23 protein-coding genes are annotated in these 18733 nt (G+C 67.8%); 1 reads left to right on the forward strand and 22 read right to left on the reverse strand.

The genetic code is table 11. From position 1 onward, the window contains the following. Positions 1-195: 195 nt before the first annotated feature. The 22 genes from ACF08M_RS39705 to ACF08M_RS39810 form a co-directional block, all read right to left on the reverse strand. Complete coding sequence (locus tag ACF08M_RS39705) at positions 196-633, reverse strand: hypothetical protein (protein WP_392190175.1); 438 nt, start codon at positions 631-633, stop codon at positions 196-198. Beyond that, a complete protein-coding gene (locus ACF08M_RS39710) occupies positions 630-1133 on the reverse strand; it encodes a hypothetical protein (RefSeq protein ID WP_392190176.1) in 504 nt (167 codons plus the stop codon). The genes ACF08M_RS39705 and ACF08M_RS39710 overlap by 4 nt, the downstream gene beginning before the upstream one ends. Further along, positions 1130-2578, reverse strand: a complete 1449-nt coding sequence (locus tag ACF08M_RS39715; protein ID WP_392190177.1) for a type IV secretory system conjugative DNA transfer family protein — start codon at positions 2576-2578, stop codon at positions 1130-1132. Before ACF08M_RS39715 ends, ACF08M_RS39710 begins: the two co-directional genes overlap by 4 nt. 39 nt (positions 2579-2617) lie before the next feature. Beyond that, complete coding sequence (locus ACF08M_RS39720) at positions 2618-2881, reverse strand: hypothetical protein (RefSeq protein ID WP_392190178.1); 264 nt, start codon at positions 2879-2881, stop codon at positions 2618-2620. Continuing rightward, on the reverse strand, positions 2881-3201 hold the full coding sequence (locus tag ACF08M_RS39725; protein ID WP_392190179.1) for a DUF6238 family protein: 321 nt from the start codon (positions 3199-3201) through the stop codon (positions 2881-2883). The genes ACF08M_RS39720 and ACF08M_RS39725 overlap by 1 nt, the downstream gene beginning before the upstream one ends. Before the next feature lie 62 nt (positions 3202-3263). Further along, a complete protein-coding gene (locus tag ACF08M_RS39730; RefSeq protein WP_392190180.1) occupies positions 3264-4700 on the reverse strand; it encodes an ATP/GTP-binding protein in 1437 nt (478 codons plus the stop codon). Further along, positions 4697-6223: an SCO6880 family protein gene (locus tag ACF08M_RS39735; protein WP_392190181.1), complete on the reverse strand. Its 1527-nt coding sequence runs from the start codon at positions 6221-6223 to the stop codon at positions 4697-4699. Before ACF08M_RS39735 ends, ACF08M_RS39730 begins: the two co-directional genes overlap by 4 nt. Before the next feature lie 6 nt (positions 6224-6229). Then, positions 6230-7852 (reverse strand): hypothetical protein, encoded by a 1623-nt coding sequence (locus tag ACF08M_RS39740; protein ID WP_392190182.1) that lies wholly within the window; start codon positions 7850-7852, stop codon positions 6230-6232. Beyond that, positions 7833-9014, reverse strand: coding sequence for a hypothetical protein (locus ACF08M_RS39745; RefSeq protein WP_392190183.1), 1182 nt, complete (start codon positions 9012-9014; stop codon positions 7833-7835). Before ACF08M_RS39745 ends, ACF08M_RS39740 begins: the two co-directional genes overlap by 20 nt. A gap of 132 nt (positions 9015-9146) precedes the next feature. Further along, positions 9147-9485 carry a hypothetical protein gene (locus ACF08M_RS39750; protein ID WP_360739223.1) on the reverse strand — a complete coding sequence of 113 codons (339 nt, stop codon included), beginning with the start codon at positions 9483-9485 and terminating at the stop codon, positions 9147-9149. 50 nt (positions 9486-9535) lie between these two features. Further along, on the reverse strand, positions 9536-10489 hold the full coding sequence (locus tag ACF08M_RS39755) for an NlpC/P60 family protein (protein ID WP_392190184.1): 954 nt from the start codon (positions 10487-10489) through the stop codon (positions 9536-9538). Positions 10490-10523: 34 nt separating this feature from the next. Next, complete coding sequence (locus tag ACF08M_RS39760; RefSeq protein WP_392190185.1) at positions 10524-11087, reverse strand: hypothetical protein; 564 nt, start codon at positions 11085-11087, stop codon at positions 10524-10526. A gap of 485 nt (positions 11088-11572) precedes the next feature. Further along, on the reverse strand, positions 11573-12124 hold the full coding sequence (locus tag ACF08M_RS39765; protein ID WP_392190186.1) for a hypothetical protein: 552 nt from the start codon (positions 12122-12124) through the stop codon (positions 11573-11575). 83 nt (positions 12125-12207) lie between these two features. Continuing rightward, positions 12208-13323, reverse strand: a complete 1116-nt coding sequence (locus ACF08M_RS39770; protein ID WP_392190187.1) for a DUF2637 domain-containing protein — start codon at positions 13321-13323, stop codon at positions 12208-12210. Next, positions 13323-13742, reverse strand: a complete 420-nt coding sequence (locus ACF08M_RS39775; RefSeq protein ID WP_392190188.1) for a DUF6195 family protein — start codon at positions 13740-13742, stop codon at positions 13323-13325. The genes ACF08M_RS39770 and ACF08M_RS39775 overlap by 1 nt, the downstream gene beginning before the upstream one ends. Next, positions 13742-14089: a DUF4326 domain-containing protein gene (locus ACF08M_RS39780; RefSeq protein WP_392190189.1), complete on the reverse strand. Its 348-nt coding sequence runs from the start codon at positions 14087-14089 to the stop codon at positions 13742-13744. Before ACF08M_RS39780 ends, ACF08M_RS39775 begins: the two co-directional genes overlap by 1 nt. After that, positions 14089-14817, reverse strand: a complete 729-nt coding sequence (locus tag ACF08M_RS39785; RefSeq protein ID WP_392190190.1) for an ATP-binding protein — start codon at positions 14815-14817, stop codon at positions 14089-14091. Before ACF08M_RS39785 ends, ACF08M_RS39780 begins: the two co-directional genes overlap by 1 nt. Positions 14818-14819: 2 nt before the next feature. Then, positions 14820-15680, reverse strand: a complete 861-nt coding sequence (locus ACF08M_RS39790) for a hypothetical protein (RefSeq protein WP_392190191.1) — start codon at positions 15678-15680, stop codon at positions 14820-14822. Then, positions 15680-16039: a hypothetical protein gene (locus ACF08M_RS39795; RefSeq protein WP_392190192.1), complete on the reverse strand. Its 360-nt coding sequence runs from the start codon at positions 16037-16039 to the stop codon at positions 15680-15682. Before ACF08M_RS39795 ends, ACF08M_RS39790 begins: the two co-directional genes overlap by 1 nt. Before the next feature lie 62 nt (positions 16040-16101). Next, positions 16102-16683: a WhiB family transcriptional regulator gene (locus tag ACF08M_RS39800; protein WP_392190193.1), complete on the reverse strand. Its 582-nt coding sequence runs from the start codon at positions 16681-16683 to the stop codon at positions 16102-16104. Positions 16684-16740: 57 nt separating this feature from the next. Further along, entirely contained in the window at positions 16741-17115 is a 375-nt protein-coding gene (locus ACF08M_RS39805) for a hypothetical protein (protein ID WP_392190194.1), read from the reverse strand. Next, a complete protein-coding gene (locus tag ACF08M_RS39810; RefSeq protein WP_392190195.1) occupies positions 17115-17429 on the reverse strand; it encodes a transcriptional regulator in 315 nt (104 codons plus the stop codon). Before ACF08M_RS39810 ends, ACF08M_RS39805 begins: the two co-directional genes overlap by 1 nt. Before the next feature lie 376 nt (positions 17430-17805). Here ACF08M_RS39810 and ACF08M_RS39815 point away from each other — a divergent pair, with 376 nt between their 5' ends. Next, positions 17806-18642 (forward strand): helix-turn-helix transcriptional regulator, encoded by an 837-nt coding sequence (locus tag ACF08M_RS39815; protein WP_392190196.1) that lies wholly within the window; start codon positions 17806-17808, stop codon positions 18640-18642. The last annotated feature ends 91 nt before the right edge of the window (positions 18643-18733 follow it).

Below are 18733 nucleotides of genomic sequence, written 5' to 3' on the forward strand. Positions count from 1 at the left end.
TAGCCCTGCCGAACCCCGGCTGACCAGCAACTCCGACCGTCCCGACGAGCCTCAGCAACATCCCGGAGCCGTGGAACCCCGGCGCCCACCCGACGCGACAGCCGGGCAGCCAACCTGCCCCAGCCACGAAATTCCGCACCTCGCAAGCACAGAGCCCCCGTCAGCGAACCGACGAGGGCTCATGAACGATCGAGGCTAGATTGCTGGGGACTCGGGCCTGTCGGGTTCACCCGGCCCTTCTGAAGCGGATACGCCCCCGTAGGTAGGCCGCCTGGTCTCCGCTCTTGCAGGCTGATCACTTTTCGCGCCCGCCGCCGGGGTGACCTCACCATGCTCCCGCGCGGTGACCTTCGTGAATACCTGCTCCGCGCGATCCAGGGTCAACCGCATCGTGCCGTAAGGCCCCACGGCGTACCCGGTCCGGTGCCCGTGCAGGTGCAGTTCCTCCACTGCCTGAAGGCCGGCGTCGACCTCCGGTACGTCGTCCGGTGGGACGAGGGCGTGCAGTTCCTCCGCCCACTCCCAACCGAGATCACGAAGCACGGTTCGGGCTTCCTCCTGCTCCCAGCCGCTTCGCGCCACCAGTCCATGACGAGGGTCCGTCGAGAAGACCATGTTCGGGTCCGTCATCATCCGGCCATCTCCTCAACTCGTCCCGCAGATCCCGTCTCCTCGCCCTTGGCCGTGGTCCAGGCCGCGAGCTGGAAACGCGCCGGACGGTCGTCGTGCTTGCCGACGCGGCATTCGTCGCCTGCCTTGCCCAACGACTTGTTCATGCGGGTGAGGAAGCGGTCGTACTGCTCGTGCCAGATCACGGACGAGCCCGCCTCCGCGTACGCGTCTCCCCGGGCGAAGGCCACGGCCGCGATCTCGTATGCCAGGCCCTCGTGCTTCGCCCAGCAGGGCGGGATGACGTCCTGCGGCTGCCAGGCGTACGTCCGGTTCAGCCAGCGGCACACGGAATCGAGCCACGTCGGCATCGGCTCGATCAGCTCCGCTGACAGGGCGCCGATGTCCCACGGAGCGGGACCGCCGGCGGCCACGGACTCCTCCGTGCTCCGCTCCGCGATGTACTCCAGGATCAGCGCGGGCGGCTCGGGGAAGGGCTCGAAGTGGGTCAGGGTCTCGGTCATGCGGCAGCCGCTCCTTCACGGTCGGCCCACGCCGCCGCGTGGGCCTTGGCCTGGTTCTTCTTCTCGATGGCCCGCCGGGTCCGCTCGGCTTCGTTGGCGGCTCGAAGGTCTCGGACGTGCCCCTCGATCTCGGACCAGGAGTCCCAGGTCCACATGCCGTCGAGCCGGGTGACGATCGGCGGGAGGTTGTCCGCGAGGACCAGGGCGTGTCCCGCGGGCAGGCCCCTGATCTCGTCTCCACGAAGGACGGGTTCGAGCGCCATGTGCGTGGCCGTCGAGTGGCCGCCGCGGTCCCCGCCGGACGTGGTCTTCGTCGTGCGCTCCCGCTCGACCTGACCGCACAGGTCGGACATGTCCTTCAGGAAGTCGGGGTCCTTGTCCCCGGGCAGGACGATGACGTTGTTGGTGAAGGCCGCCAGTTCCTTGGCGGTGTCCTCGCCGAAGCGGGCACGCGCAGACGCCCACGCCTGGAGGCCGTAGACGACCGTGATGCCACGGCCCCGGCCGTCGGCGACGCGTTGGCGCAAGGAGGGGATCGGCGCGATGTTCGGCGCCTCGTCCAGGGCCGCGAGGAGAGCGGGGTCGAGCCGCCCGGCCGGGGAGGCGAGGGCGTGCCCTTCCGCGAGATCCAGAAGGTCTTCGGCTATCGCGGTGGTCAGCGGCGCGACGCTGTTCACCTCCGAGTCCTTGCCGAGGAGGTAGAGGGTACCCCCGGCGTCGAGGAAAGCGCCGAAATCCGTGGGGTTCTCTCGGTCTCTCTGGAGGGCGTTGATCACCGACTGGTGCATGAAGGGTTCGAGAGCCGCGTCGAGGGTCGAAGCGGTGTTGCCGACGGTGCGGCTGTCGCCGGTGGTGGCCGTGCGGAGCATGTCCGCCCAGCCGGGGCCGGCGCCCGGATGAGCGTTGAGGATGCCGAGCGGTGCCGGGTCGGTCAGCTTGCGGGCCCACCGCAGCACCCAGTCGAGTGAGGCGCCGTCGAGAGCGGCGGCGTGGAAGAAAGCAGCGAGGATCTTGGAAGCCTGCCCCTTGTAGAAGGCGCTGCCCTCGCTGGATTGTGCTGCGCCGTTGGGGGTGCGCGAGCCCGCGACGAACGCCTTCCCGCGCATCATCGCCACCTCTGTGTCGGCTGCGCCGTTGATCGGCGTCCACCGGAAGCGGGGGAGGCTGAGAGCGATGTTCTGCGGGTCGAAGACCGCGACGGGGCGGCCGTCCCGCTGCCTCGCGTCGAGGGTCAGTTCGACCAGATCGGGCTTGGTCGAGGTGGCCAGGACGGGCCCGGCCCAGTTGCGGACGAGCGGGGCGAAGAACCTCATCGTTTTTCCGCTGCCCATCGGGCCGATGACCCGGCATGCCTTGTCGGCGCGGGACCAGAGATCGACGCCCTTCGGGCGCTGCGAGGTGCCCAGCGAGTAGCCGAAATCGTGAGGATCGAGGGGGTGGTGCATGACGTACTCCGGAGCGAAGTGGGCGACGAGGAGAGAGGGTCAGCGAGCGGCGGGGCGGTTCTTCGCGAAGCTCACCCCGGCTGCGCGGCTGGGGTGGCCGTCGTCGCTGGTGAGGGAGGGCCGGATCTCGGTGGCCTGCAAAACTGCTTTGGCCGACATTTGGTGCTTGAGCTGTGCCTTGCTCGCGAATCCGGCGTTGCGCCGTCCGCGGTTCAGCAGGAACCAGAGCGTCACCAGGGCCACCGCGCACACGGCCGTCACGGCGTACAGGGCCAGGGAGATCCCGCCGGGCATGATGTCCATTACTCGGCCCTCCGGGCGACGCGGGCCGCCAGGTAGCGCATCCGCCGGCCGCACAGCCGCGACATCGACGTTTCGGGCCCGGCACAGCGCGGGGGCGCGGTGTGGAAGGCGCTGTGCAGATCCTCGGCGGCTCGCCAGATATGGGCGACGGCCGTACGTACGCGACCTCCCGCGGCGGAGTAGTCGCCGTGGTCCAGCACCAGGGCCAGTTCTTTCATACGCCGGGCGAGGTCGAGCGCTTCGGCGTGCAGCTGGTCTATGTCCTGTCGCGCCGCGCGTTCGTCGGCGGGAAGCGTGGTGTGGTCGGTGGTGACGGTCATGGCAAGGGCTCGTTCCGAATCTGCGTGAAAGGGTTCGGCGGCGGAGAGGTGGCGGTATCCGCTCATTCGGCGTCTGGGGAGGTGCTGGTCAGGTCAGTCATCGAGCCGGAGGAGAAGCACAGGTGCTGCTCGGCCTCCACCAAGAGGTGCTGGACGCCGGGGTAGATCACCTCGCCGACCTTCCACAGCGCGATCCCGCGACGCAGGCGCATGATGTGCTCGGCGGTCCAGGACGGCAGACCCAGCCGGGCCACCGTCGCTTCCGCCTCCGCCTTCTTCTGGCTGTAGATCACGATGGTGTCCGCCATCTTCAACGCCGCTTGGGTCTCCGGGCTGTCGTCAATGTCGGACAGGTGATGGACGATGAAGATGCAGCTCAGCCCGTATCCCCGCGCGAATTTCAGGAACTTCTCAAGCAGCGATGCGAGTTGGGGGGTTCCGAGGATGTGCCAGGCTTCCTCGCAGACGAGGATGCGCTTGCGCTGCGTGTAGCGGCGGCAGCCGGAGCCGGGGTTCGGCCCCAGCTCCCAGGCCCCGGAGTTCGCGTCGACCACGACGCGGTTGTGCTGCCCCGGCTCCGTCCCGCATTCGCACAGCGGGCGCAGCCAGACCTCTTCGAGGAAGACCGAGATCACGGCGACGAGGATGGTCATGGCGACGCCGCCGGACGGGACCTTGGTCAGGTCGAAAACGATCATGTCGGCGTCGAGATCCACGCCCAGGCTGGTCGGGCCGTCGAGCATGCCCGTCAGGTCTCCGGTCGCGTCCTGTTCGCTGCCGCACAGTCGGTCCAGGACGTAGGACGCCTCCAGGCCGTCACCGAGAAGTTCGTCCCGCGTACGCTTCTTGGCCGTAGCGTCGGACTCCTCCGGGGACCGCAGCGCGGCGGAGACGTCGGCCAGGACCGGGGTGCGGCCGAGTTCTCCCGCGCTCTGGTGGGCCCTGCGGATCGCGATCCGCAGGGCAGAGCCGGCGAACTCGTCCAGGGCCTTGCCGAGACCCAGTTCAACGATCGTGCGCACCAGCTCGACTTGCCGCTTGCCCGCGATGGCCGGGTCCATCGGGTTGATGCACGAGGCACCACGACCGCCGCCGGGCGCGAACTTCACCGGGGCCTTGCCGGTCAGCGAGCGGCCGAGCGCGGCCCACTCGCCCTCCTCGCGCTCCTTCTGCTCCTTGGTGTCGAGGACGACGACCTGACGCCCGAGGCGGATCTGCCGGGCCGCGTATGTCTTGGTCAGGGCCGACTTCCCCCGGCCCGTGTCCCCCATGACGATCATGTTGCCGCCGGGCAGGCCGTCACCGAACGCCGAGAACGGGCAGTAGATGAACGCCTTGCCCGAGTACAGCTCCCGGCCGATGATCGCGCCCGCCGTGCCGAGGGTCGGCGGGGCGATCGGCAGGTACAGGGCCTGGCTGGTGGTCGTCTCGGTGTAGAGGGGACGGCGCACCGTCTCGTGCATCGGCGACAGCGGGGCGAGGTCGAGCAGATCGGTCACTTGATGCCTCCGGCGAGGGGCAGGGCCGTGGCGAAGGCACGGGCGTGTTCGAGGTCGAGCCATTCGATCCGCAGGTGCGCGTTGCGGGCGCGGGAGGCGGTGGTGCGCTTGGTGCGCTCCAGTTCTTCGGCGCTGCGCGAGGAGATGGTGATGTAGCCGACGACGGCGGAGCCGGCCGCGCCGGAGGAGGCCAGGGTCATGCCGCGTGATCCGGTAGCGCTGGCGGCGATCTGGTCGCGCGGGTCGATGTTCTTGCCGCGCTTACGGTCGCGGTCGATCTCGGCCTGGTTGTTCGTGTCCTCCGCGAGCATCCGCTCCACGGCCTTGTCGTTGGGTTCGAGCTGCTGCGTGATCGAGATGGTGCGGATGACGTCGGGCATCCCGATCAGCAGAGGCGAGAGGAAGTCGGGGCCGACGGGGGTCGTGGGCCATCCGACGACGGCGGCCGTGGCGTGGTACCAGCTGTCCGTGGAGCCTGCCGCGCGGGTGGCAACGTGGGCGCCGTCGCGGACGTCGACGTTTCGGGGGAAGGCGTGCGCCTGTCGGAGGTCGGTGTCCCAGATGGCGTGGTCAGGGTCGTAGGAGTTGCGGATGAACGCGGTCATCCGGCCTTCGTCCAGGGGCGCGATCACGGAGAGGTCGGCGTCCTCCGCGCGGGACCACAGCTCATCCAGGTACGCGGCCATGGCGGCGGCGATCCCTTCGTCACCAGTGCCGCGGGCGGCGCCCTCGGCCGCCAGGTCGCGGGTGAACCGGGCGTGGATGGTGATGTAGTAGCGGTGTTCCTCGGCGCTGGTGGAGACAGCGTTGGCCAGTACGTCGTACGAGTCCTTCAGCCACTGCGGGGCGTCCGACGTCGCGGCCGACTCGTCGCGCTGCGCGATGTAACGCTGGTGGGCGTAGGGGTCCGACTTCATCTGCCGGGCCAGGACCTGGATGCGCTTCACCGGGTGTTCTTCGACGTTCCCGAAGGCGTCGAGGAGTTCGCCCCAGCGCTCCAGGGCCACGATCTGCTCACCGACTTCCTTGCCGCCGAGGCCGGGCGAGGCGATCTCCAGAGTGGCTGTGACGCACCCGGCCTCCGGCTGGAGGACCACGACGGCCTGCTGACCGCGCACCGTGACCGGCACCCACGTCATGCCCGTGACGCCTTCCGGCTCCACAAGAGCGGCGTCCGGGGGCGTGCCATTGGCACGCACGCCGGCCTCGACAGCCGGGGACACCCACACGCCGCCGGTACGGCGGAGCGCCTTGCGGTGGTAGCGGTTGATCCGCCACCAGCGGTAGAGGGTGCGCCGCTGGGACGTGCCCTTGGGCCGGTACGGGGCGTACACGATGACCAGCGCGAGCAGGATCGGCAGGACCAGGCACGTTGCGGCGATGGCCGTCACGCCGTTGAAGAGGTAGCCGAAGAGGATGCCGGTGACGGCTCCGCCGCCGAGGACGACCTGTTCGCCTAGGTCGCGGCGGCCGACCAGCCCTGTGGGGCGGTGCTTTCCGAACTGATACGTACGAGTCGACATGGAGGGTCACTGATCCTTGCTGGGGTTCGGTCGCCCGGATGCCTGGCCGCCCGGGGGCTGCGACGGAGGCGGGGGCGTGACGGAGGGACCGGAGCCCGAGGTGGTTCCTGATGCGGAGGAGGGGGAGGCGGGCGGTGTCGGGCCCGAGGTTCCCGTGCCGGTTGACGGCGGGGAGGGCGGCTGCGCTGTGCTCGGTGCCCCGTTGGCTCCCGGTGGGCGCCCGGTCGAGGCGTGCCCACCGGCCGAGGACCAGTCCGGAGAAGAGCTGACGACCGGGTCGGAGGTCGCTCCCTGGGGACGAGCGGCGGCCGGTGCACCGGACGTACCAGCGGTGTCCTCGCCGCCCTGCTGGCTTTCGGGCTTGCCGCCGCCTGCGGCGTCGGTGCCCTGCGCGCCCGGGGAGGTGGTGGCCTTGTTCTTCGCCATGTCGACGCCGGCCTTGGCAATGGCGGCACCGGCCGCGACCGGTCCGGCCACAGCAGTTCCGCCGCCCATCTTCGCGCCAGCGGTCTTGGCGCCAGCGGTCTTGGAGCCTCCGACCAAGGAGTCCTGGACACGAGCGCCCATCGCCCTGTTGGCGTGCTGGGCGGGGCCGTCGATCGCGGCGGCCGGGCCGGAGGACTGTGCACTCTTCCGGTCGTGGTGGAGGCTGGCCATCTCGTCGCCGAAGGCGGGCACCCACTTGTAGAGCGTGGCGGGCGCGAAGACGGCGAGCAGGAGGATCAACGCGCCGACCAGGGTCTTGGAGACCGCGTCGGACATGCTCCCCGAGGTGTCGCTGAGGATCGCGCCGCCGAGGCCCAGCAGGGCGAACAAGATCGGTTTACTCAGGCCGATGGCGAAGATGGCGCCGAACCACTTCTTCGACTTGCCCCACAGGTCGCGATCGACCAGCCCGGCGTTGACGATGGGCCCGAGCGCGACGGCCACGTAGATGGCCGCACTGCGGATCAGCAGCTCGATCCACATCAACAGCGCGCCGCACATCATGATGAGGTTGACGACCAGCAGCTGCCCCACGCCATCGGTGGGGTATGAGGCCATGACCTTCAGGATGTTCTCCAGGAACGGCTTGAAGTTCGATGTCGCGTAGGGCTCGAAGACGGCCGTGACCTCGTCAATGGCCTTCATCAGCAGCGCAATCGCGCCTGGAGTCATGGCGTTGACCACGAACTGAAGGAGCAGGAAGCTAATCGCCTCAGACACGGCGGTGGTCACGGCGACTCCGCGGACCGCCCGCTTGGCCACGGCGATCAGCCACAGGGCCACGGTGAGCAGGCTGGAGGCCGCAAAGATGATCGCGTACTGCTTCAGGAAGCCAGCCGATGTCAGGTCGATCTTCGTCGTGTTCTGGATCAGCTCCAGCATCTTGCGCAGGAACCAGATGTTCGCCTCGGTGAGCTTCTGGAGCAGGAACCCCAGCGGGTCCTTGACGAAGTCGATGGCCGCCTTCGCCTCGCACACCATCGGGATGTAGCAGAACGGATTTGCCACCGCCGAGGGCACGAACACGAACCCGATGATCACGTTGACCATCGCCACCGCCTGGAGGCGGCGGCGCCAGCGACCCGGCGTTCCCCGCTCGACGGTCAACAGGCCGGGGGCGTCGTCACGCAGTCGCAGGCGCATTGCTGGCACCCCCCACGTTCGCGAAGCTGTCGGCCGGGTCCGCCTCCTGCATGGCCGGCGGAGACGGCACGAGCGGTTCGGACGGCGTGACCGCCGTCGTCTTCCAGGTGCCGTCCTCCCAGACCAGATCCACGGTCATCCGCAGGAAGGCGACCTGCGGGCGCTGCGTCTCGTCCTTCCCGGCGACACCGCCCACCGACGCCGTCCACAGCTCGATGCTCGCGGCCTGGTCGGAGTACGAGATCGAGCGGGTGGCGAGCGCAGCAGTCCGCGTGATCAGTTCGCTACCGTCGGCGGTCGTCCCGTCCGCGCCGACACCGCGGTTCTCCATGACCAGACGAGCCGTCGAGTCGGTGTCCGAGGTGGCCGAGTGCAGCACGCTCGACGCGGCGGTGGCCGCCAGCATCCGGTGCCGCCAGTCCTCATCGGTGAAGAACCGGGGATCGCCGTAGAGGATGGTGGCGCTGACGGCGGCGGCACGCGCGCCGCGCTCGTTGTGTCCGTACGGGGCCGGGAATCCCCTTCGGTCTTCGGTGCCGCTCAGCACGGGGTCTTCTGCAGCGGCCGGAACGTAGTCCGAGAAGTCGCCCGGCACGTTGGACGCCTGCCTCACGTCGATCGGAGCGACGAGTCCCTTCGAGGCCGAACTGTCTTTCAGCTTCCAGTCGTTCGACTCCCAGGTGAGTGTGACCGTCACCGACTGGAAGCCCGTCTTCGGCGTCGTGTGCCCGGCCGTGCTGCCGCGAACCGTCGTCGTCCACAGCCGCACCATCGCCCCGTGGGCGTCGAAGCCCAGGACATGTGCCGAGAGGACACCAGTACGGGCGACGGCCTTCTTGGCGGAGACCTTGGACGCGTCGCCGCGCAGGGAGACGACCGCGTCTTCGGCCGCGTGGTCGGCCTTCTTCAACGCCGCTCCGGCTGTGCCCTGGGCCGCCAGGACGGCCACCGCACGGTGCCGCGCGTCCTTGTCCGTGAGGAACTGAGAACTACCGCTGACCGTCGTGTAGTTGGCTGCCGCTGCCTTGGCGCCGGAGCGAGTGTGCGGGTACCCGACGGGGACGCCGTGCATCTCCCGCACGCCTTCCCCGCTCGCCTGCGGAGCCGAGTGGGCGGGTGCCGACGCGGAGGGGGCCGTGGCCCGTGGGGTGCCCGTCGTCATGCTGACGACCACCCCGGCCGCGGTAACCACTGCCGCACCGCCGGCGGCGATGCCCCAGAGCTTGACCGACGAGCGGCGCGCTCCGCTGACTTTCGAGGAGGAAACGTTCCTCCGGGATCGGAAAGGCATGGGTCACACACCCATGCCGTACGTGATGGCGAAGATGGTGCCGAAGCTGGCCACGAGGAAGACGCAGGTCAGGCCGCCGACCATCATGCCCTTGCCGCGCGAGCTGTCCATCGTGGAGTGGCCCTCGCCGAACCATCCCTTCGACTTGCCGACACCGGCGAGGAAGGCACCGGCGCCGACGACGAGGACGACGGCGGCGATGACACCCAGGATGACCTTCGCCGTGCCGCCGAGCTTCCCGAAGGGGCCCCAGTCCGGCTTCACGCCGGACACGACATCGGCTCCGGCGGCGAGGGTCGTGTGCAGGGAGGGATCGGCAACGGCAGAAAGGAGGTTGTGCATGGTTCAGCCCCTTGGTGCTGTGAGGAATGATTTGGGATGTTTTGGCGTGATTAGCCGACGTGTCGCATCGCGATGATCTGCGGTTTCCAGTAGCTGAGCGGCTTGATCCGCACCTGAGCCCCGGTGTGCGGGGCGTCGATGACCTGGCCGCCGCCGATGTACATGCCGACGTGCTCAGGACCGGCGCTGCCGGGGACGCTGAACAGCAGGTCGCCTGGGGCAAGTTGGGAGACGGCCTTGACGGCGGTCCCTGCGTGGACCTGGTCGTACGTGGTTCGCGGCAGGTTCACTCCCGCCGCTGACCAGGCCATCTTGGTGAGCGAGGAGCAGTCGCAGCCGCCCACGCCCTCGTACGGCATGACGCAACTGCCGCCCCAGCGGTACCAAGTGCCCAGGGCCGTCTTCGCGGCCGAGATCGCGCGGGCGGCGCCCTTGCCGGCCGGTGCGTCCGGGCTGACGGCGTCGGCCCATTTCGAGGCCAGAGCGCGGATGCTGCGCACGTAGTTGCGGGTCTCGGGGTACGGCGGGATGCCGCCGTACTTGATCACCGCGCCGCCGCCCGCGTTGTACGCGGCCAACATGTTGTCCGTTGAGTCGCCCGGCACCCTTTTGACCTCTTTGGCCAAGGTGCAGTCGTACGCGGCTTGCGCGGCGATGGCATCGGCGGGATTGCGGATGTCCTTGACCCCGTCGCCGTCGCCGTCCTTGCCGTGCTGTGCCCAGGTCCCCGGCATGAACTGAGCGATGCCGAGGGCGCCGACGGGTGACGTTGCACCGGAGTTGAAGTTGCTCTCGGTGTACAGCTGAGCCGCCAGGAGCGAAGCTGTGACCTGCGGGCACTCGCCCGCGTGCTTGTTGGTCAGCTCACGGACCCAGCCCGGTACAGGCGCGTCCGTCTTGATGCCGCCACCAGGTCCGGTTCCCTGCGCGGAGGCGCTGTCGGCCCCTCCGAACGTGGTCAGCATGGCGACACCGGTGATAAGACCGGCCGTGACGAGTCCCAAGCCAGCTTGTGTGCCCTTGTTCATCGCGGCCCCGTCACGCCCAGGGCAAGGCGGTGACGCGCCAGCCCTTGGGGGTGTGCTCCAGGCGGAGCGCGAGCTGTTCGCCGCTGCTGCGCGGGTGCCCGGACTTCGGAGTGGTCGTGAGGGTGTAGCTCACGCGGACGAGAGCGGAGGAGGCCGTCACCGCAGGTGCACCGTCGGGCACGACGGCTGCCGTGATCCTGGCCGTCTGACGTGCTTTCTCGGCCCGCAGAGCGGCCCAGGCGGCATCCTGACCCGGACGTTTCTGGGTGAGCACGCCCGCGAGTTCCCCCGAGGCAAGCCGGGCGGCCCGAGCGCCGGCATCCGCGTACGAGCTGTCTGCACCGTCGCGTGCGTCGTGCTCCGCGTAGGCCGTAGCGAAGGCCCGCGCGGTCCGCTCGACGTCCGCCGGGAGTCCGGTAGTTGACGAGGAGGCGGTAGTGCCGCTGTGCGGCGTGGCCGTGTCGGGGATGCCCGCCGAGACGGAGTGCGGCTGCGAGGGCGCGGTCGAGGCCGCGGAGGCGTCGTTGGACGAGTTGGAGCAGCCGGTCGGCAGAAGGGCCAGGGAACCAGCCATACCTATTGCGGCTGATATGGGTATGAAACGGGCGGATCGAGGCATGCGGGGACCACAACCTTGGTGCAAGAGATTTCGGAAGTGCGAGCGGCGCGGCCCTGTGGGGGCTGGGGGCCGCGCCGCTCCTTCGCAGGAAGAAGGGGGTTTCCTCCTGCGGGCTTTACCGGCGAATGCCGGGGAAATCGCAAAGCAGGCCGGAGCGTATAGCTCTATCTGCCTGTCTCATCTGCGGAAGAGTTCGATCTTGTTTCGCATCTGCGAGACGGTTGAGCTGCCGGGCGCGCTACTCAAATCAAAGGTCATCAGCCCCTTCCGTGATTCGGGCGAGATCGTGAATAGATCTCTACGGCTGGAAAATGCCTTGTGGCGTTGGCCGTGCCTGAATCTTTGCAGGGGTTCGCGGACAACTCGAATCACGAAAAAAGCCGGAACTTAATTCCTGGAATTAAGTTCCGGCTTTCGCTCGGCAGGAGGCTTTGCGGGCCCTATGCGGCCCCGTGGCGCAGGTGCTCGATTGCCACGCCGAGCCACGGTGCGGCCGGGCCGGAAAGGAGCAGGGGCGCGCACGTGCTGTACGAGAGGACGACGGCGGGCGGCTCAGCGGCGACTCCGGTCAGGAGGGCGTGGTCGAACGGCATCCACTCACGAGCCCCCAGCGGCAGGAGCCGTACCCCGGTTGAGGTGAGCACCACTCGGGCGGCGGTGTGATCGCGCCACTGCGGAAGGGCGGCGTCCTCCGCTTCCTGACGCCGACGGGCGTCGAGACGACCGTTGCTCAGCCACCGCCGACCGAAGGTCGGGTGGTCCTCGAAATACCCGCTGGCCGAGGTCGGGTAGTCGACCTCTGTCCCGTAGAAGCGGGCGGCGGAGCACGCCACGTCCGCGAAGGCGACTTCACCGGCCGCAAGCGCAAGACCGTCCGCCTGGACCGGCACAAGACTGCCCCCGCCCTGGAGGTGAACCGTGAGGGCGGACGCTGCCTGTACGGCATCGGCGCGGACGGCGTCCTCCGCCCGGTCGCGTCGGCGAGACCACATCGCCGTTCCTTCCTGATCAAGCTGACCGGCCGGGGCCTGCACGGCGCGAGCCACACAGGCCCCGGGCCCGTCATGAGATGAGATCACCAGAGGGCGCTGGAGGCAGCGGCGGGTGTCCTCGCCCCCTCGTCGTCCTCTTCCTTCAGCCGGGCCAGCAGCACACCAAGACGGTCGTTGCTGATCGCCTGGTGCTTGCGGACGGCGCCCCCTACAACCTCACGACTCGTCCGTCCGGCCCGCTCGGTAGCGGCCCGCGCGATCGGCAGCAACTCTGCCAACCAGTCGTCGTCCGCCTCCCGGTCCTGTGGGCATTCCGCGTCGTCCGGGACGGACGGCTTTTCTCCGTCCGTAGGGGTGCGGACCGCCGTGGGCCCAGAGGATTCCGTGCTCTCCGGAACTGCCGTGGTCGGCGCGTGGTTCGCAGGTCCACCGTCCGGTCCGTCCGCGCTCTTACCCTCCGTCTCCTCTCCGCCCGCTTCCGCGGACGGATGAGACGCGGCGTCCTCCGTACGTGGTTCTACGTCGGGCTGCGGCTCGGATTTCCGCAGGTCAACGGTCGCTGTGGCGGCGACCTGCGGCGCGGACGGACCGCTTGTCAACGGTCGTGGAGGCATCGAAGCCGGTACTTCCAGCGGACGAGGACCCTGCTGGACCGCGACGCGTTCGAGCGTCGGAGACTCCTCGCGGACCGGTCCGGGACCAGTGTCACCCCGGTCCGGGACCGCCCGCTCAGCCGTCCGCGCCATCAGGATGTAGAGGTGGACCGATCCGGCCAGTGCGAGGGGCGCGAGCATCGACAGCACACCGACGACGCTGTCCGTAAGGTGCAGCGCGGACCATCCGGCCTGCGGAGAATCGTTCAACGTGATGGCGTGCAAAGCGTTCGCGCCGAGGCTCGCCCCGGTCGCCGCGAGGAACAAGAACCAGGCGTAGAGCCGCGCGGCGAACCGCTGGTGCCGAAGGAGCACAATCGCCCGCACGCCGTAGGCAATGAACCCGTCGATGAACACCGGGAACAGGTAGGACAAGGTCTCCCTGGCGTGGATCGCGAGGGCGATCTGACGCAGTGCGTCGTACGAGAAGGCGAAGCCGGCCGCGCCGAGCAGGATGATCGCACTGCGGTCCCAGGCCGTCATTCCGCGCAGGCTGTAGCTCTCCTGCCCTTCGGTTCCCGCCGTGTCTATGTGCGCGTGTGACATCAGAGTTTGCCCCCGTCGCGCGGGCTGATGTCCTGCCAGGCCGGAGTCTGCGAGAGGAGCTGTCCGAGCTGTTCCAAAGACGTGACCTCGTGCACGTGCTGACTCGGGCAGCTCACGCACGACACCCGCAGCGAGATTCGTTCTGTGCCGCCCTGATCGGTGTAGTACAGCTCCAGGGGCTGGCCCCCGGTCGTGTCGAGCGACGCGAAGGCTTGCAGGTGTTCCTCAAAGCTGAGAAGGCCCAGCACCTCCCAGTCGAGCGTGACTGCGGCGTCCCCCAGAAGGGTGCGTGCGTACTTGGACGCTGCGGTGATCGACCTCGAACCCCAGGTGCGGAACGCGGCCTCCCGAGCGGTCTTGCGCCGCTCCTCTGCGGTGGTGAGGTGCTTGGCCGCAGCGAACATGATCGGGTGACTCATCAGGGGCCTTCCAGAAGATCGGTAGTGCGGGGTGCGGCGCCGTCGCCGGGCTCATTGGCGAGGCGAAGCAGAACGTCCGCATGGCACGGAGCGTCAAGGGGACATGTGCACATCAGGTGGAGCCCGCGCAGCGCGCGGGCGAAGCGAGCGGCGTAGTGGCGTCCGACCGGGCCCCGGAGTGTGGCCTCGAAGAGGTCCACCGACTCCGCAGCATCCATCGGGGGACCGAGCGGGGACCGAACCCCGGTTGTGAACGGGTTCGCGTACCGGCTGCGGGGGCCGACGTATGCACAGGCTGTCGACAACGCTGCGGCGTCGCGCGGCGCTCCGCAGAGGCGTACGGGCATCAGGCCGCCCTCCCGCCACGGCGCCTGTCGGCGCCGATCATCGGCACGAGGGTCGTGACCATCTCGGCCAGTCGGCTCGCCACGCGGGCCCCGACGAAGTCGCTCAGGTCCGGGCCGTTCTCATCGCGGGCCGGAAGGTTGGACGTGATGATCGTCGGCAAGCAGTGGTTGTACCGGTAGTTGATCAACCGGTACGTGACCTCTTCGGTCCATTCCGAGGTCTTCGCCGTGCCGAGGTCATCGAGGAGCAGGTACTGAACCCGGCTGAGCCGTTGCAGCTCGTGTTCTGCTGCCCCCATGACCTGTGACGGGCGCAGGTTGCCGTACATGTCCGCTGAGTTCACGGCGATCAGCTCGAACCGGTCCGGTCCGTCGGCCGCGATCCTCCGCATGGCCCCGTACGCCTGGTGCGTCTTGCCCGTCCCCGTGAGGCCGGTGAGGAGCAGCGCACCAGCGGCAGCGTTGTCCGTGAGTGCCCGGTCAGCCCAGCCGATGACCTCCGGCAGCGTGGCCTCGGCATCACGGAAGCGGGGAGGGGTTGCCCTCTGCCAGCGGCTAACGGCGTAGTCGGCCCGAGCCCGGTAGTGCCACTCGCGGTCTCCGGGGCTCTCTTCCGGTGCCTCGTCGGCGGGGTTGACGTCCGGCACGACCTGAAGTCCTTTCGCAGCGAGTATTCGTTCCATTGCGCGCATCGACTTGGCGCTGCCCGCGCGTTCCGGCTCAGCCATGATCAAAATCCGTTCTGGTAAGCGCTGGGGGCAGCGGTGTTCTGAAAGGGAATCCAGCCTCCGGATTGCCGACGCAACGGCACGACGTTCCCTTGGGAGGCTGCTGCGGGAGCGTGCGAGGGCAGATCTGCCCAGATACGCAGCAGATAGCGGGCGGACTGTGGCGGGCGGTCGGCGTTCCATCGCCGCGCCACCATCTCGACCAGCCGTTCATTTCCCCAACGTGCTGCGAGAGCTGTTACCCGATCCCATTCCGATTCGGTCAGTCGCCAACCGACGAGCATTCCAGCGCTTGTTATGGCTGTTACCAGGTCCTTGGATCCGTCGGGAACCCTCACCGAGTCCTGCTTGGCGGTGGTGTTCTCTCGACATGACCCCAGCAAGCTAGCTTGCTCTTTGGTGGTGGTAATACTCCCGTAGGGAGTATTACCACCACGTACGCGTGAGGAAGAAACTTCCAAATCTGTGTGCTGAAACTTCCCACTTCCGGCTTCCGAAACGGAGTTCTGGGAGGGAAGTTCCTGGAACCTAGTTCCCTCTTCTGAATCTTCAGGGTTGGGAGTAGGAAGTTCTTTCTCTGAACCGATACGGCCAACCCCATCGCTGCGCAGCAGTATCGAGTAGGTGTTCGGGTTGGACGCTCCCCCTCCCCGCTCGTGGCTGAGTTCCCCGAGCTTCGCCAGCTCCCCGAGGCACTTCGTTATCGAGCGCGGCGTAAGACGGGTAAGCGTGGATATCTCATCCAGGGTCAGCGTCGCCTTGCCGTCGTCGTCCGCCTCACGGGCCAGCGCCAGTATGACGAGGCGCGAGCCCCTGCGCGACTTTGACTGTGACCAAACCAGTTCGGTCGCTATGGCACTCATCAGTGCTCACCGCCGCCTATGGATATGCGACGGCTGAGGGAAAGGCCAAAAGACTGGTCGTCCTCCGGGACGTAGCCGCTCTGATGCGGCTCCGGGGTGAGATACAGCGTTTCGGTAGGGAGGTAGAAATCGTGGGCGCGGCGCCAGTCGGCGGCCCTGCCGAAACCGTGCCTGACCATACGCGCCACTTCCTCTTCGGTCCTGCGGTCGATGAGCATGCGGTAAAAATCCGATTCGAAGAGGTGGGTAACAGACCGGCTTACGGGAAAGACCCGTACGAGTGCGGCCGTAGGTGCAATTTCTCGGATCTCGGCACCGATATTCGTACGTCGAAATCCGGAGGGGCTGTTCTGAAGCATGGGGAGAACTCCCGTGAACGCAGGGTCCGCGGTGCGGAAGAATCTTTTCTTCGGGAGCGGAGTCAGGCGGCGACGACGCGGAGCGGGGGCGTGCCCTGCCCGGCCTGAGACTTTCGGTAGCGACGGGCGAGTTTCAGCAGATACTCGCGCGTCACACCAAGCCCGCGGGCGACGGCGGCAGCGTCCAGTGAGGGATCAGTGGCGAAGCGCGCAATCACGGCGTCCCGGGCGGGCTTGGTCAAGGCCGCGGTGCACCCTCGAAGCGCGCCTTCTACGGCTTTCTCGCTGTCCCGGTCCTGCCAAGCACGCCGCAGCTCTGAACGCTCCGAAGCCAGAAGACCGCCCCGGATTCCGTACTCGTCGTCATCCTTGAGGGATTCCACCAGGCACCGGGCAGTGACGGCCACCGGGCATGACGCGCAGAGATTGCGAGGGCGGTTGAGGGACATTCCCAACTTGGCTTTTACCAAGTCGGGGTCTTCCCGTGGGCCGTCTGCGAGAGGGACGAACATGTTGATGTCCTGGTTAGCGCACCGGGCAGATTCGGCCCAGTGCTTACCCAGAGCCTTCTTCGACTCCTCCATGAGGGGCAGCCAGTTTCCCTGGTGCGCAGCCTCGATGAGGCTGGATATATCAGTGCTCATTTGTATCTCGCGATGTTCGCAGCGCCGCGAATTGTTGCAACCGGGCGCGATAGGAGATCAGGAACGCTTACGAGAGCGTTTGGAAGGCTGAAGTGCCATCAGCGCCGACTCGTCATCCCTCTGGGCCTTTGCGCCAGGGCTGACGAAATGCATATCGGAAATCGTGTGGAGGTCGTCCTCCGTGAACTGAACGAACTTCCCGAACTTCCGGTGTGGGAGCGTCGATATGCGCTCACGGAGCCACTTTTCCGGAATGTTCAGCCGTTCAGCGGCTTCGCTGTAACCGACGTGTAGTCGCTTGTCGCGGGAGTCCGTAGCCTGACTGCCCAACAGGGCGTCCAGACCGCCGGCCTGAGCCAAGAGGCCGACCACGGTCGCGAGTCCCTGCAAGTCCACGGCCGGGCCCGCGTTCGCCGGTGCCACGGCCGCCATCACGCCTCCAGCCCGCGCAGTTCAGCGGTCCGCAGGTCGAAGGCATGCCCGCCGGAGGCCGCCCATCCGGCATGGGGGAAGGAGCGGATGATCCACCGGGCGATGGTGAGCGCCTTCGCCCGAGGAACGCGAAGGGTGCGTCCGCGGTCGTTCACGGCGGTGAGTCCAAGGTGGGGCCATAGGGTCCGGGGGCCCTGGAGACGCACCTGTACGACAGCGGCCTCCGGCAGCATGGACGCCAGTTGCGTCGCTAGCCGTTCGGCCGGGCCCGAAGGGATCTCCACCCTCGGGTTGCAGTCCGTAGTAGGGGACATGCGACACTCCTCTATGTGGTACGCCGCTCCGTCGTGCCGTGCGAAAGGACACGGAGTGGCCGTGCGAGTGAACAGCGCCCTTGTCGAGGGCTGCGGATCACGAGCTGTCTGGCGTCCGAGAGGTGCGAACTCTCGGGCGCCGATGGCGTTTTGAGGGGAGGGACCGCGCCCGGGTGCTGCGCGGTATCCCCTCTCCACCAAGACAGTCCGCGATGGGAACCGCAGGTGGGCGAAGGCTGAGAGGGGTGCGAACCCCCTCGTTTTTCGCTAAGATGAAGCTATCTTGGTTCGCATTAAAAGTCAACAGTCCGAAGTTTCCTCGGTTCGCCCAAAAAAACGAGGTCCGATGCCAGCTCGCCGTTTCGACAGAGAACGTGTGCGCGCGGTACGTCGAGCCGCGGATGTCTCGCAGGCCGACGTGGCGTCCGCCCTCGGTGCTGCGGACTCGACCGTGGCGGGGTGGGAGTCGGGAGCCACGACCCCCGATCAAGAGAAGTTGCCTGCTCTCGCCAAGGTGCTGAACCGGGATCTGGACGACCTGTTCCCGCGCGACGGCTTGCCAGATCTGATCGACCTGCGATGTGACGCTGGCCTCTACCGGTACGAGACGCGGGCGGTCATCGGAACCAAGAGCGACGGGCCGGTGGCTGGAGCTGAACAGGGCGTCCGACGGCTCAAGGACCGGTACGTCTCTCTCCTGGCGGCTGCATACGGGGTGACCGAGGACGAGCTGAAGCGCGCCCAGGACCGGTCTTTCGGAGAGGCTGACGAGGACGCCGCCGAGGCCGAGAAGGTGCCGGAGACGCTGGCTGAGAAGATCACTCTCCTGCTGGAGCGCTCCTACCCGGGCAGAACCGCTCCGGGGGATCAGGAGATCGCGGACTCGGTGAACGCCTACGCGGGCTCCCAGGTCACATCGGCCGAGGACATCGAGGCCCTGCGGACGGGTGGAGACGACGCACCGGTGCCCGTGGTCCTCGAAGGTCTGGCCAACTTTTTCGACGTCTCCAAGCTGTACTTCGAGCCGAACGAGTCCGTCGCCCGGCAGGTCTACGAAGGGCTCCGCCTCATGTCAGCGGCCAAGCAGGGCAAGGTGGGCCGAGTCCGGGCCCGCGGAATGAGTGCCGAGGGCCTGCCGGCCGATGTCCTCTCGATCCTGAACGACCTCGCCAGCGAGCTGGACAAGAAGGCCGGTCCAGGCACCAACAACTAGACGAGTCATTCCGATGTGATCAGTGGTCGTAGGCGATCAGGGATCGCATGACCGGCTGTCCGGTCTTGTGGTTGTGCCAGATCGCCGCGGC

It is taken from the genome of Streptomyces sp. NPDC015032, from assembly GCF_043080425.1.
Classification (GTDB): domain Bacteria; phylum Actinomycetota; class Actinomycetes; order Streptomycetales; family Streptomycetaceae; genus Streptomyces.

Coding starts and splice junctions, on each gene's coding strand:
- ACF08M_RS39705 (WP_392190175.1), bottom strand. CDS start 633: ATGATGACGGACCCGAACATGGTCTTCTCGACGGACCCTCGTCATGGA.
- ACF08M_RS39710 (WP_392190176.1), bottom strand. CDS start 1,133: ATGACCGAGACCCTGACCCACTTCGAGCCCTTCCCCGAGCCGCCCGCG.
- ACF08M_RS39715 (WP_392190177.1), bottom strand. CDS start 2,578: ATGCACCACCCCCTCGATCCTCACGATTTCGGCTACTCGCTGGGCACC.
- ACF08M_RS39720 (WP_392190178.1), bottom strand. CDS start 2,881: ATGGACATCATGCCCGGCGGGATCTCCCTGGCCCTGTACGCCGTGACG.
- ACF08M_RS39725 (WP_392190179.1), bottom strand. CDS start 3,201: ATGACCGTCACCACCGACCACACCACGCTTCCCGCCGACGAACGCGCG.
- ACF08M_RS39735 (WP_392190181.1), bottom strand. CDS start 6,223: ATGTCGACTCGTACGTATCAGTTCGGAAAGCACCGCCCCACAGGGCTG.
- ACF08M_RS39740 (WP_392190182.1), bottom strand. CDS start 7,852: ATGCGCCTGCGACTGCGTGACGACGCCCCCGGCCTGTTGACCGTCGAG.
- ACF08M_RS39745 (WP_392190183.1), bottom strand. CDS start 9,014: ATGACGACGGGCACCCCACGGGCCACGGCCCCCTCCGCGTCGGCACCC.
- ACF08M_RS39750 (WP_360739223.1), bottom strand. CDS start 9,485: ATGCACAACCTCCTTTCTGCCGTTGCCGATCCCTCCCTGCACACGACC.
- ACF08M_RS39760 (WP_392190185.1), bottom strand. CDS start 11,087: ATGGCTGGTTCCCTGGCCCTTCTGCCGACCGGCTGCTCCAACTCGTCC.
- ACF08M_RS39765 (WP_392190186.1), bottom strand. CDS start 12,124: ATGTGGTCTCGCCGACGCGACCGGGCGGAGGACGCCGTCCGCGCCGAT.
- ACF08M_RS39770 (WP_392190187.1), bottom strand. CDS start 13,323: ATGTCACACGCGCACATAGACACGGCGGGAACCGAAGGGCAGGAGAGC.
- ACF08M_RS39775 (WP_392190188.1), bottom strand. CDS start 13,742: ATGAGTCACCCGATCATGTTCGCTGCGGCCAAGCACCTCACCACCGCA.
- ACF08M_RS39780 (WP_392190189.1), bottom strand. CDS start 14,089: ATGCCCGTACGCCTCTGCGGAGCGCCGCGCGACGCCGCAGCGTTGTCG.
- ACF08M_RS39785 (WP_392190190.1), bottom strand. CDS start 14,817: ATGGCTGAGCCGGAACGCGCGGGCAGCGCCAAGTCGATGCGCGCAATG.
- ACF08M_RS39790 (WP_392190191.1), bottom strand. CDS start 15,680: ATGAGTGCCATAGCGACCGAACTGGTTTGGTCACAGTCAAAGTCGCGC.
- ACF08M_RS39795 (WP_392190192.1), bottom strand. CDS start 16,039: ATGCTTCAGAACAGCCCCTCCGGATTTCGACGTACGAATATCGGTGCC.
- ACF08M_RS39800 (WP_392190193.1), bottom strand. CDS start 16,683: ATGAGCACTGATATATCCAGCCTCATCGAGGCTGCGCACCAGGGAAAC.
- ACF08M_RS39805 (WP_392190194.1), bottom strand. CDS start 17,115: ATGGCGGCCGTGGCACCGGCGAACGCGGGCCCGGCCGTGGACTTGCAG.
- ACF08M_RS39810 (WP_392190195.1), bottom strand. CDS start 17,429: ATGTCCCCTACTACGGACTGCAACCCGAGGGTGGAGATCCCTTCGGGC.